This is a genomic window from Nonomuraea phyllanthi (assembly GCF_006334985.2).
In the GTDB taxonomy this organism is placed as follows: Bacteria; Actinomycetota; Actinomycetes; order Streptosporangiales; family Streptosporangiaceae; genus Nonomuraea; species Nonomuraea phyllanthi.
Window position 1 is genome coordinate 48,258 of the sequence record NZ_VDLX02000034.1, and the last position, 12,608, is coordinate 60,865.

Annotated in this window: 12 protein-coding genes; 5 read left to right on the forward strand and 7 right to left on the reverse strand. The window is 68.4% G+C overall.

The window, feature by feature from the left end:
• Window positions 1–2: 2 nt before the first annotated feature.
• Window positions 3–866: a universal stress protein gene (locus FH608_RS48775; RefSeq protein WP_139638042.1), complete on the forward strand. Its 864-nt coding sequence runs from the start codon at window positions 3–5 to the stop codon at window positions 864–866.
• A 314-nt stretch (window positions 867–1,180) separates the two neighbouring features.
• Window positions 1,181–1,384 carry a DUF1918 domain-containing protein gene (locus FH608_RS48780; protein WP_139638043.1) on the forward strand — a complete coding sequence of 68 codons (204 nt, stop codon included), beginning with the start codon at window positions 1,181–1,183 and terminating at the stop codon, window positions 1,382–1,384.
• A gap of 149 nt (window positions 1,385–1,533) precedes the next feature.
• Here FH608_RS48780 and FH608_RS48785 read toward each other — a convergent pair whose 3' ends face one another.
• Entirely contained in the window at window positions 1,534–2,193 is a 660-nt protein-coding gene (locus tag FH608_RS48785; RefSeq protein ID WP_264372961.1) for a CBS domain-containing protein, read from the reverse strand.
• A 282-nt stretch (window positions 2,194–2,475) separates the two neighbouring features.
• Between FH608_RS48785 and FH608_RS48790 the strand changes: the two genes are divergently transcribed.
• The gene (locus FH608_RS48790; RefSeq protein ID WP_139638045.1) at window positions 2,476–2,901 is read left to right on the forward strand and encodes a CBS domain-containing protein; all 426 of its coding nucleotides are present in this window, start codon (window positions 2,476–2,478) and stop codon (window positions 2,899–2,901) included.
• 52 nt (window positions 2,902–2,953) lie between these two features.
• Here FH608_RS48790 and FH608_RS48795 read toward each other — a convergent pair whose 3' ends face one another.
• From FH608_RS48795 to FH608_RS52280, 5 genes are all read right to left on the reverse strand, one after another.
• A complete protein-coding gene (locus FH608_RS48795) occupies window positions 2,954–4,318 on the reverse strand; it encodes a phosphoribosyltransferase (protein WP_226900577.1) in 1,365 nt (454 codons plus the stop codon).
• A 338-nt stretch (window positions 4,319–4,656) separates the two neighbouring features.
• Window positions 4,657–4,998, reverse strand: a complete 342-nt coding sequence (locus tag FH608_RS48800) for a hypothetical protein (protein ID WP_139638046.1) — start codon at window positions 4,996–4,998, stop codon at window positions 4,657–4,659.
• Window positions 4,999–5,918: 920 nt separating this feature from the next.
• The gene (gene istB, locus FH608_RS48805; protein ID WP_139638047.1) at window positions 5,919–6,692 is read right to left on the reverse strand and encodes an IS21-like element helper ATPase IstB; all 774 of its coding nucleotides are present in this window, start codon (window positions 6,690–6,692) and stop codon (window positions 5,919–5,921) included.
• Window positions 6,693–6,756: 64 nt separating this feature from the next.
• Window positions 6,757–8,232: an IS21 family transposase gene (gene istA / locus FH608_RS48810; protein ID WP_139638048.1), complete on the reverse strand. Its 1,476-nt coding sequence runs from the start codon at window positions 8,230–8,232 to the stop codon at window positions 6,757–6,759.
• Window positions 8,233–8,899: 667 nt separating this feature from the next.
• Entirely contained in the window at window positions 8,900–9,049 is a 150-nt protein-coding gene (locus FH608_RS52280; protein WP_193319064.1) for a hypothetical protein, read from the reverse strand.
• 383 nt (window positions 9,050–9,432) lie between these two features.
• Here FH608_RS52280 and FH608_RS48815 point away from each other — a divergent pair, with 383 nt between their 5' ends.
• The gene (locus FH608_RS48815) at window positions 9,433–10,137 is read left to right on the forward strand and encodes a universal stress protein (protein WP_139638049.1); all 705 of its coding nucleotides are present in this window, start codon (window positions 9,433–9,435) and stop codon (window positions 10,135–10,137) included.
• 247 nt (window positions 10,138–10,384) lie between these two features.
• Window positions 10,385–10,633 carry a universal stress protein gene (locus FH608_RS48820; RefSeq protein WP_139638050.1) on the forward strand — a complete coding sequence of 83 codons (249 nt, stop codon included), beginning with the start codon at window positions 10,385–10,387 and terminating at the stop codon, window positions 10,631–10,633.
• Here FH608_RS48820 and fdhF read toward each other — a convergent pair.
• Window positions 10,634–12,608, reverse strand: a 1,975-nt coding sequence (fdhF, locus tag FH608_RS48825) for a formate dehydrogenase subunit alpha (RefSeq protein WP_139638051.1), incomplete at its 5' end; no start/stop codon positions are given.

Consider the following 12,608-nt stretch of genomic DNA (forward strand, 5'->3'; position numbering starts at 1 on the left):
GCATGTCCGAGCCGGTCATCGTAGGTGTGGACGGTTCTCGGGCAGCTCTGGCAGCGGTGCTGTGGGCGGCCGACGACGCGGCCCGACGCGGCTGCGACCTGCGGCTCGTCCACGTGGAGGAGCCGCTGGTCTTCGGTGGGCAGGTGTACGAGCGGTCACCCGACGATCCCGTTCGCAAGGAAGGTGAACGGCTGCTGGCAGAGGCCGCCGCAGTGGCGGCCGACTTCCGTGGCAACGTTCATGTGAGTGCCGAACTGCTCTACGGTCACATCGTGGAGATCTTGTGCGCGCAGGCCGGCGAGGCTGCGGCCACCGTGGTGGGCAGCCGCGGCCTGGGCGGATTCGCCGGGCTCCTGCTGGGCTCGGTGGGGTTGGGCGTCGCCGGGCACGCGGTGGGGCCTGTGATCGTGGTCCGCGGCACACCCGCCGTGGTGCAGGGTGAGCTCGTGGCCGGTCTGGATCCCGAGGACGCCGTGCACCCGGCCATCGATTACGCCTTCGAGGAGGCGCAGGCACGCGGGGCTCGGCTGCGGATCGTACACGCGTGGGATCTGCCATCGACCAGCGTCGTTGCGCGCATCCCACCAGGCCTTGATTTCATCGCCCAAGCGCGGCAAGGACATGTCCATGACGTGCTGTCGCCATGGTTGAAGCGGTATCCCGATGTAACGGTGGCCGAGTCGGTCTTCCGCGGGAACCCCATCGCGGCGCTGTGCGAGACCTCCGCTCGTGCCGACCTGGTCATCGTGGGGTCGCGGGGCCGGGGAGTGATCCGTTCCGCCATGCTCGGCTCGGTCAGCCACGGTGTCCTGCAGTATGCCTCCTGCCCGGTCGCCGTCGTACGGCCGCGTCGAAGCTCCTCTTGAGAGGAGGCTTTCGGCTCGTGCGTGTCCGCTCCGCGGAGCCACCAGGCCGCGGCGCACGATGTGCCGCCGGCGCAAGAGTCCACCCTGCTGGAGACGTCGGCTGTGCCGGGGGATTTCAGGACCTTCGACGCCGCGCGGCACCTTATGGCAGCGGGTTCGGAGCTAGCGCCGGACAGCCTGCTTCGGGAGCACCGTGAGGTCGGCTTCGGGCGCTACTTGGGCGAGCGTGTGGCCGATCGTCGTTGCCCACACACCGTGGCACCGTTCCTTGGCCCGTCCGTATACGCGGCGGCTGAGCGGGAAGGGGGAAGCGTATGAAGGCAGCAGTCGGAGATCTGCTGGTGATCGAGGGCGCCCGTCAGGGCGAGCCCCGTCGCATCGGCATCATCGTCGCCCTGCGTCACAGCGACGGATCACCGCCGTACGATGTGCGCTGGCCCGATGAGAAGCATGAGACCTTGGTCTATCCAGGGCCGGACGCCCACATCGAACACCGCGAAACGTACAGAACCCCTTGATGGAGTGACGGCTCGAGACCGCCGAGCGTTCGTGAGCTGAATGTTGCGGCCATGAAGTCATGCCGCGAACGGGAGTTCTCGGCCCTCTTTCAAGCTGGCTTGTCGGCTTCGGCGACCGCAGCCACTTCTCCCGCCTGCCATCATGCGCCCTACGTGTCGTCGCGTTTCCACTGAAGCTCGTCGATCACATTGACCACGCCGTCGACGCGTGCAATCAGCCGTACGGCGAGCAGCGCCCGGCTGCGGCGGTCCATGTGGCCGCTCAGTGTCACGACTCCCTGACGCACGTCGACGTTGACGCCTGCGGTCTCTACCAGCAGCGAGCGCTTCAGCACATCCTCGCGGACTTCCCAGGCGATGTCGGAGTCGGGGCGCACGAACGCTCTGAGCAGGTCGCGCCGGCTGACGATGCCCTGCAGCGTGCCGTCCTCGTCGACGACGACCAGGCGTTTGACGCCGTGCTCGTCCATTCGCCGGGCGGCGATCACAGCCGAGGCGGTGGCGGGCACGGTCACAGCCGGTGCGCTCATCAGTTGCGCGGCCGTGTGCCCGGCGGCCTTGCGCCGGACGTCGGCTCCTTCCCCGGACAGGCGGTGGCGCAGCCGGGCGCGTAGCGGCGGCTGGTAACCCTCGGCGTAGTACGCTTCGCGGAACTCCTCCTTGCACAGCAGGTCCGCCTCGGACACCACCCCGAGCACGTGATTCTCGGCGTCGACGACCGGTACTGCGCTGACGCCGTGAGCGATGAGCACTTCAGCGATGTCCTTGAACGGGGTGCTGCCGTTGACCGAGGCGACCTCGGTGGTCATGATGTCCCGGACTGTGACTCGCATGACAGCTCCTCCCCTCGAGGCATTCCTGCCCTCAACCCAGCGCGGGACGCATCCTGACCGTCTTTTGCGAGGACATTGACGGAGATCGGCGGGCAAGGGGCTGCCCGCCGCTCGACGACGCGCCCGAGGTGTTCATGGGCCTGACATTATGCGCGATTGCCGAAATTGCAGGTCAAAGGTGTCTTTAGGCGGGTTTCTTGTGCTGCCGTCGGAGCAGCTTCACCATGAAGCGGAATCGCGGGAAGGAAGATCAGCGACATGACGACAGCACGTGATGTCATGCACCGTGGTTGTGAGTGCCTGCAGGTCAACGAGACCGTCGACGTGGCGGCGCGCCGGATGGCGGAGCTGAACGTCGGTGCACTACCGGTCTGCGGAGAGGAGGGCCGGCTCAAGGGAATCATCACCGACCGGGACATCGTCGTGAAGTGTATCGCCAGGGGCAAGGACCCGGCCGCAGTCGCTGCTGGGGAGCTCGTTGAGGCAGAGCGCGTGTGGTCTGTCGACGCGAATGCGGACGTCGAGGATGTCCTGCACCAGATGGTCGAGCACAAGATCCGTCGCCTGCCGGTGCTGGAGAACCAGGAACTGGTCGGCATCATCAGTCAGGCCGATCTGGCGGCGAAGCTGCCCGAGGACAAGGTGGGCGAGCTGGTGGAAGCCATTTCGGCGACCTCCCACTGAGCGTCCGACGGCCGGACCGCGGTCCGGCCGTCGGAGGCAGTCGTCGAAGTGGTCATCCCACGCGTGTCCTGCTGAAATGGTCGGCGAACCAGTCGCGCGCCAGGTCGGCGACCGTCTCCAGCGCTCCGGGCTCCTCGAACAGGTGCGTGGCATCTGGGATGATCTCGAGGCGGTTCTCGCAGGCCAGCCGTTCTTGGGCCGTCTGATTGAGTTCGAGCACCAGTTCGTCGCGGTCACCCACGATCAGCAGCGTCGCCGCACGCACCGCCGGCAGCCGAGGTCCGGCCAGGTCTGCTCGCCCACCCCGTGAGACGATGGCGGCCGCCTGGCTGCCCTGCTCCGCTGAGGCCCACAGCGCGGCCGCCGCCCCGGTGCTGGCTCCGAAATAGCCGATCGGCAGTCCCGCGAGCTGAGGCTGATCGCTGAGCCGGTTCGTCACCTGCGCGAGCCTTCCGGCCAGCAATTCGATGTCGAACACGTTGCGACGGTCGTACTCCTCCTCGGTCGTGAGCAGGTCGATGAGCAAGGTGCCCAGACCCGCGCGGTTGAGCACCGAGGCCACGTACCGGTTGCGTGGGCTGTGCCGGCTGCTGCCGCTGCCGTGCACGAAGACCACCACCCCCGCGGCTCCCTCTGGAATGACGAGTTGCCCCGTCAGCCGGACAGGGCCGGCATCCACCATCACCTCGTCGGGGGGCTCCGTCGGATCTGGTTTCACCACGCGCCCCCTCCCGGCCGCAGCCCCCTTGGTGGCAGGTGGCATGGCCCGCCGCAGCAGTTCGACCACCTGCTCGTCGGAGGCTTGAGTGAAGTCGTTGTACCAGGTGCCGATGGCCCAAAGGGCGGTAGGCGTTTCCAAACAGATCACCTCGTCGGCGTCCTCGCGCAGACCCGCGATGGTGTCCGGTGTTCCGACCGGGACCGCCAAGATCACTCGCGATGCCCCGCGCGCACGAGCCACCTGACATGCGGCGCGGGCAGTGCTGCCGGTGGCGATCCCGTCGTCCACGACGATGACCGTACGGTCCGCAAGATCGACCGATGCGCGGTCCCCACGGAAACGGCGAACACGGCGCAGCACTTCGGCCTGCTCGCGGCTTTCAACCGAGGAGATCTCCTCTTGCGTCACATCCGCCATCCGGACGACGTCCGTATTGATCACGCGTACGCCGCCTTCTCCGACAGCGCCGAATCCCAGCTCGGGCTGGAACGGCACCCCCAGCTTGCGGACCACGATCACATCCAGCGGCGCGCCCAGGGCCTTGGCCACTTCGAAAGCCACGGGCACTCCCCCTCTGGGCAGACCCAGGACGACAGCATTCTCATCGGTGATGTGTCCGGCCAGCCGCTCGGCCAGACGGATCCCGGCGTCATGACGATCGGCGAACATCAGGCTCGCACCCCCCTTGACCACCATGGTGGCGGCGATAAGAACCCCCCTTGACATCACCATCTGAGACGGGGACCCGCACGAGTAGGGTCGAAGGTCCCTATTCGTGCGCCCGCGCCGCGCCGAGGGTACGGGCACCGACAACGACGATTCGACAGCTGCGGCGCCGGGCCTCACTCGCCACGCAGAAGTAGACCGCTTGTTGGCGAATCGCCGGTGACGTGTTGCCTGCGCGACGGCTACTTTCCCTGGTGCTGTGACCGGAAAACGTTCACCGGGTTGGGTTGCGGGTGACTGAAAGGTTTGTAACGCCAGTGGGATGACTACAACATTAACTGGCGTCAGGGGTTCGGGGACGGAGTCGGTCAAGGCCGAGGACTTGACTCCTGAAACGCCCGCAAGGCCGCCCCAGCGGAGGCGACGTCCAGGCCGACCACGAGGTTCTCGCCCTCCCAGCGGCCACTCTGCGAGATCACGAGGCCTATCAGCGCCAGCTCCGCGGCCTGGTTCCGTACCGCAACCAGCTGATGGGTCTCCGCATCGAGGTCGCCGAGCTCGTCACGCTTCCAGGCATCCACCGCCGCCTCGGCTACGGCTCTCGGCAGTCGCACGGTGACCAGGCCAGCCTGCGCGTCGACATACGCCCCGATCGCTGCCAACACCTTCGAGTCATCCAGATACCGGATGTATTGCTCCTGATCCACCATAGGCTGAGGCTAACCAAGGCTGCCGGACTTGTCATGGACGAATAGTCCGGTGAACGTTTCCGGTCACAGCACCAGGGAAGATGTACGCTTCACCGTTATCAGGGGCCGTCATGTTCAGGAGCCGACTCGCCGTCGGCGTACTCGCGGCGGCTGCCATCCTCCCGTCCTCCGCATCCGGCGTACAAGCCACCGATCAACTGCTCGGCACGTGGAGCCAGGGCCTATGGTTGGTCCTTTGCCGGTGACGGCTCCTTCACGTGGTCCATGAGCTATCGAACCCGGACCGCGCCGCACCTAACCAGGCGATGCGGTTGCTGGAGACCGGTCATTACCGCGTAGAGGGGGATCTGCTCGCGATATCGCCACGAAGCTGTCGTACGGAAGTGCGGAACTCTGACCTTCCGAACGGTGGCTACGTCAAGGAGGAAGCATGGACCGCCCTTCGGCGCTATGTCTGGTCAGTGCAAACCTCGTCTGATGGGGGGCGAGTCCTGACGCTGTCCGACTCGGCGGGCGATCAGGGCACCCTCGCGAACCCGTGCATGCCGCCGCGGCACCAGACGGCGATCGGGCCCGACACTGTCGACAGCTTCACGGGATGAACAACGGACAGCCTTCGCGGGGCTGCCCAGAACCACACGTGATTTTCCACAGCACCACTTGTCGCGACATCGCTGACGATCGGCCACACAGTGCCCCGTTGTCAGAGGGGCCCAGCGCCCATGATGCCGATGACCCGAAGGGGCGGTTGGGAGGCGCGCATGGCTCTCGGCGTTGAGGCCGTGCCGACCGTCCGAACCGGCAACGGCGCCGAGGAAGTGTCAACGGCCATGAGGATCCCCAGGTAGGTGGACTTGGGTTCTCTCAGCTGGTGGCCATCAGAAATCCATGCTGATGGCCGGGGTGGTCCTGATGGGTGGTCAGGTCAACGGGGTGACGCCCTTGCCCGCCAGAGCCTCGGCGAGCCGGTGGGAATCGCCCTTGGTCAGGACCAGGTGGGCGTGGTGGAGGAGCCGGTCGACCGAGGCGGTGGCCAGGGTCTTGGGCATGATGGTGTCGAACCCGCTCGGGTGAATGTTGCTGGTGATGGCGATCGAGCGGCGTTCGTAGGCGGCATCGATGATCCGATAGAACGCCTCGGCGGCGTCGGTTCCGGCCGGGAGCAGCCCGATGTCGTCGATGACGATGAGGTCGGCGCGGCAGATCCGGGCGACGGTGCGCGCGATGGAGCCGTCGACTTTAGCCTTGCCGATCGTGGTGGTGAGGGTTTCCAGGGTGAACCAGGCCACGCGTAGGTCCTTCTCGATGGCCGCGTGGGCCAGGCCCTCGGTGAAGTGCGATTTGCCGGTGCCCGAAGGGCCGGCGATCACCAGGTTTTCGGCCCGGCTGATCCATTCCAGCGTGGCCAGGGCGTTCTGGGTGGGTTCGGGGATGGAGGACTCCTCCGGTCGCCAGGACGCGAGGGTCTTGCCGGTGGGGAAGTTGGCCGAGGTGCGGCGCAGCCGCCGGGTGGCCGCGTCGCGGCCGGTGACCTCCTCGTGGATGAGAATGCGCAGGACTTCGGCGGGGTCCCAGCGTTGCGCGCGGGCGGTGGCCAGCACGTCGGGGGCGGCTTTGCGCAGGTAGGGCAGGCGCATCCGGCGCAGCAGCCGGTCCAGTTCGTCGGGCAGAGCCGGTGGGGTGGGCGAGGTCATGGGTGGGGTTCTCCTCATCGCGGGCACCCGCCCGGCCGCGCAGGCCGGGCAGGTGGTGGGGTGGTCACTGGCCCAGGGCCTGCCAGGATGCGGTGCCGGGCTGAGCCGAATGCCTCTCATCGGCGCGCACGAGTTCGCCGACGGCCCGGTGGTCGCTCAGATGGTCGACGATGGCGGGCAGGTCGTCGTCGGCGAAGCGGCCGGCGATCGCGGCAAGGCCGAGTGCCTCGTCGACGCGTTCAGCGCCGAGCACTGCGGCCAGTTCGACGGCGCGGGCCATTTTGGCGCGGATGCGCGCGGCTCCGGCGGGTCCGGCCTCGGTCAGCCACCGCTTGGCGCCCGGTCCGATGCCCAGGAAGGCGACCTCCGCCTCGTTGCGCGGCCGTGGTTTCGGCTGGTGGATGCTGCGCCCATTGGGATGGTGCGGGTAGTGCTCGGCCAGGATCTGTGGGTTACCTGGGACAGACACTCGATGGCGGGCGATCTCGGCGAGCTCCCCGCCGGCGGCCCGGGCGGTGATGACGAGTTCCTCGCCGACCACGCGCACCCAGACCTTGGTGTCGACGTGTCCGGGTGGGGTGGAGTAGCGCACCGAGGCGAAGCTGATGGTCTGGTCGTCATAGACGATCCGCTGCTCACCCAGCGCCAGCGCGAACGGCTCGGCGGGCAGCACGTGCAGCGTCTGCTGCTCGATTAACAGCTGCTCGGCGGGGATCTGGCCGCTGCCGCGATGCCGGCGGGCGTTGATCTTCTCGCACCAGGTCCGGCATTGTTCGGCCAGCTCTGCGAAACCGCCGTACTGGCTGCGGAGGTTGGCCTCGGTGGGTACCAGGTCGGCCTTGGCGAGCCGGACGGTGGCCTCCACGCCGCCCTTGGATTCGGGATCGTAAGGCACGCAGGTCTCCACGGTGCAGCCGTAGTATCGGCCCGCGGCGAGGATCTGCGGATGCCGCACCGCGATCCCGGCGACGTGGTCGCTGGTCACGGTCTTGGCGTTGTCGGTGAGCACGTAGGTGGGGGCGCCGCCGATCCGCCGCAGCGTGGAGTCCAGGCACGACACCAGCGTGCCCAGGGTGCAGTCCCAGACCGGGATCACTACCCGAAACTTCGACCAGGCCAGCCAGGCGCACCACAGCCAGGTGCGTCTTCCGCCGACCCGTGGGCCTTCGCCCCAGTCGAACTGCAGCCACATGCCCGGCTCGGGGATCCACGGCCGGTAGGTGCGCCGCCGCCCGGCCCGCCACGCGGCCTTGGCGGCGTTGACCGCTCGCCGGGTGGAGCGGGGACTGCCCCGGTATCCCATCGCGATCAGCTTGTCGTGGGCGACATCAGCGCGGATCTTCGCCTTCGACGCCTCCACCCATTCTTCGATCTTCTCCAGGAACGGATCGATCAGCTTCGGCCGGGCCGCCCGCTCATACGGGTTGAGACCCAGCTGGCGCAGCTCGACGTAGCGTTTGACGGTCTTGGGGTCCGCGCCGGACAGCTGCGCGGCGGAGTGGATGGTCTTGGTCAGGTCGTATGCCTCAAAGATCTTCATGATCTCTCTGTCAGACTTTGTCACGGGACCTCTTCGGTCGGCTTGCGAAATGCGGCAAACATCAGCAAACCGGACCGGGGAGGTCTCCCGAGGGGGTGGGTGGAGATCAGGGCACCCGGGGCCATCCACGGGGAATTCTCGTGGCCATCAGCCGGGACTCAACTGGCCGCCCACCAGGAGTCTTCCATGGCCGTCGGCAGAGGAAGGAATCCGGCCGTTGGGAGAGCTCTTCCGGGGGCATATGCCTGGTGAAGGGCCAGGTGGGGACGGCAGAGCGCAGGGGCGTCAATCGATGGGATCGTGGGCAGAGATCAAAGAGACGCACGCCTCCACGGGGATCTTTCTTGGTGATCGCGTGTTCAAGCTCAGGAAAGCTGTGAAGCTGGGCCCACTGGACTTCACCACTCGCGAAGCCCGGCAGGGCGTCTGCAGGGATGAGGCGGAGCTGAATCGCAGGCTGGCGTCTGACGTCTACAAGGGAGTCGCCGACGTGTTGGGCTCCATTGCGTAGCCGCACCTCAGGCCATCACAGAGCTACCGGCCGGTGACGTGTCGGGCGCCGATGAGGCGACCGCCAAAGCCACGGCGCCCTGGCCGGAGGCGGTCGAGATCGACAGCGGCTTGGGACCGGATCACGCGCTCGATCGGGCGCTCATGGCGATCCACGCTAGCTGGCCACTGAGCCGTGGCGCTTTCGGCGCCCCCAGATGGAGCCGGACTGAGCGGCGCAGCGCAGCCCGTCGATCATGGTGGTGGCGTCGATCACGGGAGGCGCCCGGGAGGCGTGCTCGGCGAGCTGGACGATCGCGCCGGTCATCTGGGCGCCAGGCGTGCCGCCATGTCGTGGTAGGCCTGCCGCACGTCGTCGGGGGTGCGCAGGCCAAGCCGTACGCCGCCCACGTACCTGTCACTGGTGATGGCGTCGATGTAGGCGTGCGCGGTGCCGCGTCCCCGTGAAGAACCGTAGGTACGCCGAGCGCTCCGACGTGGACCCCGCTCGACCTCCAGAACTCGGGGCTTCCGCGGGGCAGGCGAGGCCGGTAGTGCCGGGCGCCCCCGTGGCGAGGGCTCAAGGTCCCCGCCTCACTCCTACGGGACCAAGGTCCCTTCGGACCGGGCCACCTGACCCTGGGTCTTGCTCCAGGCGGAGTCCGAGACTGGAGGTGATGATTCACCTGCCTGCGAAGGGAGTCCGCGAACATGAACCACATCGTGCTGGGTTATGACGGCTCCGATTTCTCGGTGCAGGCCCTGGATTGGGCGCTGGACGAGGCCGAGTTGCGCAGACTGCCGCTGACCATCGCCCACGCGTGGCAATGGCCGTATGGTGAAGCCGGCGCGGAGGCCAAGGCCCACCTGTGCAAGGCGGCCGAGCATGTGCTGTGGCACGGCGCGGAGTGCGCTCGTTCGACCAGTTCCGGCGTCCGCGTCGAAACCGACCTGTACGAAGGCGCCGCCGCGCAACGCCTGGTCGAGCTCTCCAAGAGCGCCGCTGTGGTCGTGGTCGGTTCCCGCGGTTTGAGCGCCCTGCCCAGAGCCGTTGTCGGGTCGGTCGCCGGATACGTCGCGGCCTATGCCGACTGCCCCGTGATCGTCGTACGCGGGCCGGGGCCCCTGCCCGTCACGACGAATCGGGAATTGATCGTCGTGGCAGATGAGGAGCCGGACGCTTCTGTTCTGGAATTCGCGTTCGGGGAGGCCGCTCTGCGTCAGGTTCCGGTGTCCGCTTCGATGGACTTGACCGGATGGGCGGAACGCCATCCGGGCGTGCGCATTCAGCGGGGCGAGGACCATGCTGGGGCGGGGCTCATGGTCGTCGGGCGCAAGCGCGCCGCGTGGTTCGGCGGGGCGCCTGCTTTGCTCCAGCACGCGCCCTGCCCTGTGGCGGTGGTGCCCGAAGCCTGAGGTCCGCTGACCGCCGGTTCTCGCCTCGCGAGCATCGATGTGCGCCGATGTCCGTACTAAGGGTGGCCGACGCCCGGCGCGGACGGCTGCCTCTGAAGGCCGTGCATGTGTGTGAAAAAGTGGCCGCGCGGTTTAGACGTCAAAAGCGCTGTCTCGGCACGCCGGGAGCCGCCGTTGGCAGTGCTCGAGGGGGAACGGCGCTTCGTCGAGGCTTGATCGGCCAGTCGGTTTCGCTGATCCCCTGGTGATGGGCAGGGCATTGCGGGTGAGCCGCTGGCGGAAGGGCCATCCTGGCATCGAGATCGCGGAACAGCAGGTTGGCGAGCACCCCGTACCCGCGCTCGTCAAGGCGTCCACCGCGGCGCACCTGGTCGTGGTCGGCTCGCGAGGGCTGGGCGGTTTCGCCTCCGCGTTGCTCGCGTCGGTCGGTCACGGAGTGCTGCACCGTGCCGCCTGCCCGGTCGCGGTGGTACGGCCACGCGGTAAGGCGTCATGATCAATCCTGGATGCCGCGCAGGCGTACGGCGGTGACCTTGTACTCGGGGCAGGAGGTCACGGTGTCGGCGTGGCTGGAGGTGAGGGCGTTCGCCCGGCCGGTGGGGAAGTGGAAGGCGCAGAAGAGCTGGCCCGGCGGGATCTGCTCGGTGATGCATGCCGCGAAAGTGGCCTGTCCGTGCCGGCTTTCGACGAGCACCGCGTCGCCGTCGCGGACGGTGTGGTGGGCGGCGTCGGAGGGATGGATGTCCAGCCGGTCGGAGGGGTCGAGTTCGATGGTGCCGGATCGCCGGGTCATGTTGCCGGAGTTGTAGTGGGCCCACCGGCGGCCGGTGATGAGGATCAGCGGGTAGTCGTCGTCGGGGCTTTCCCCGGGGGGCAGGTAGGGGCGGGCGGCGAGGCGCGCCAGCCCGTCCGGGGTGGCGAACCGGTCCAGGTAGAGCTTGGCCTCTCCGGGACGGTCGGGGTCGGGGCAGGGCCAGGGGATGGCGCCTTCGCGATCCAGACGCCGGTGGGATATGCCGGCGAAGGCGGGCGCCACCTGCCCGCATTCGGCGAGCGCCTCGGCCGGGGTCGCGCAGCCGAGGTCGGCGCCGTAGGCCGCCGCGATGGCGTGGACGATGGCGAAGTCGGTGCGTGCCTGATCGGGCGGGTCGAGAGCGGGGCGCACCCGTTGGAAGCGGCGGTCGAAGTTGACGAAGGTGCCGTCCTTCTCCAGCCAGGACGCGGCCGGAAGGATCACGTCGGCGTGGCGGGCGGTCTCGGAGAGGAAGAGCTCCTGGCTGATGACGAGCGGACATGAGTCCAGCGCCTCGACGACCCGGTTGGCGTCGGGGTCGGTGGCGCACACGTCCTCGCCGATGATCCACAGGGCCCGCAGAGCTCCCTCGCGTGCCGCCGCGAACATCTGCGGGATGCGCAGGCCGTCGTGGCCCGGAAGCGGGGTGCCCCAGATCCGCTCGGCCCTGCCTCGCACTGCGGGGTCGCTGACCTTGCCGTAGCCGGGCAGCAGGTCGGGCAGGGCGCCCATGTCGGATGCGCCCTGGACGTTGTTCTGCCCTCTGAGGGGGTTCACGCCGAATCCGCGATCGGTGCCGACCGCGCCGCGCAGGGTCGCCAGGTTCGCCAGAGTGCGCACGCCGTCGGTGCCGTGCAGGTGCTCGGTCACGCCGAGACCGTAGACGATGGCAGGCCGCTGGGCCTGCCCGTACAGGCGTGCTGCGGCGACCAGATCCTCCGGGGGTACGCCGGTGATCGCGGCCACCTGGTCGGGTGGGTAGTCGTCGAGGAGCGCGGTGAGCTCCGGCAACCCGCGGGCTCGAAGGCGCAGGAACTCCTCATCGACGAGGTTCTCGGCGAGCAGGACGTGCGCGAGCCCGTTGAACAGGGCCACGTTGGTCCCCGGGCGGGGCCGCAGATGCACGTCGGCGTGGCAGGCCAGGCCGACGGCGCGGGGATCGGCGACCACCAGCCGTGCGCCGCGCAGGACCTGCTGGAGCAGCCGGGCCCCGACCACCGGGTGTGCCTCGACGGGGTTCGCGCCCACCACGAGCAGGCAGTCGGCCTGCTCGACGTCCTCCAAGGAGTCGGTGCCGCCGGACAGCCCGAAGGCGGCGCTCAGCCCGGCGGCCGAGGGGGAATGGCACAGCCGCGAGCAGTTGTCGACGTTGTTGGTGCCGATGGCGACCCTCATGAACTTCTGGATCAGGTAGTTCTCCTCGTTGGTGGCCCGGGCGGAGGAGATCGCCGCCACCGCGTCGGGGCCCGCCGCGGTCACGGCGGCCCGCAGCCCCCGGGCGATGTGGTCGAGCGCCACCTCCCAGCTCACCGGCTCCAGCCCGGAACAGCGGCGTAGCAGGGGCTGGGTGAGCCGCTCCGGAGAGCGCAGGAACCCGTGGGCGAAACGGCCCTTGACGCACGCGTGCCCGCGGTTGACCGGGCCGTCGTGGGCCGGCCGCACGGCGGCGACCTCGCCG

What these genes read in the sequence shown, in the direction of transcription:
- FH608_RS48795 (WP_226900577.1), bottom strand. Translation starts at nt 4,318, where the DNA reads ATGGTGGTCAAGGGGGGTGCGAGCCTGATGTTCGCCGATCGTCATGAC.
- FH608_RS52280 (WP_193319064.1), bottom strand. Translation starts at nt 9,049, where the DNA reads ATGACCGGCGCGATCGTCCAGCTCGCCGAGCACGCCTCCCGGGCGCCT.
- istB (WP_139638047.1), bottom strand. Translation starts at nt 6,692, where the DNA reads ATGACCTCGCCCACCCCACCGGCTCTGCCCGACGAACTGGACCGGCTG.
- FH608_RS48820 (WP_139638050.1), top strand. Translation starts at nt 10,385, where the DNA reads ATGGGCAGGGCATTGCGGGTGAGCCGCTGGCGGAAGGGCCATCCTGGC.
- FH608_RS48790 (WP_139638045.1), top strand. Translation starts at nt 2,476, where the DNA reads ATGACGACAGCACGTGATGTCATGCACCGTGGTTGTGAGTGCCTGCAG.
- FH608_RS48775 (WP_139638042.1), top strand. Translation starts at nt 3, where the DNA reads ATGTCCGAGCCGGTCATCGTAGGTGTGGACGGTTCTCGGGCAGCTCTG.
- FH608_RS48780 (WP_139638043.1), top strand. Translation starts at nt 1,181, where the DNA reads ATGAAGGCAGCAGTCGGAGATCTGCTGGTGATCGAGGGCGCCCGTCAG.
- FH608_RS48815 (WP_139638049.1), top strand. Translation starts at nt 9,433, where the DNA reads ATGAACCACATCGTGCTGGGTTATGACGGCTCCGATTTCTCGGTGCAG.
- istA (WP_139638048.1), bottom strand. Translation starts at nt 8,232, where the DNA reads ATGAAGATCTTTGAGGCATACGACCTGACCAAGACCATCCACTCCGCC.
- FH608_RS48785 (WP_264372961.1), bottom strand. Translation starts at nt 2,193, where the DNA reads ATGACCACCGAGGTCGCCTCGGTCAACGGCAGCACCCCGTTCAAGGAC.
- FH608_RS48800 (WP_139638046.1), bottom strand. Translation starts at nt 4,998, where the DNA reads ATGGTGGATCAGGAGCAATACATCCGGTATCTGGATGACTCGAAGGTG.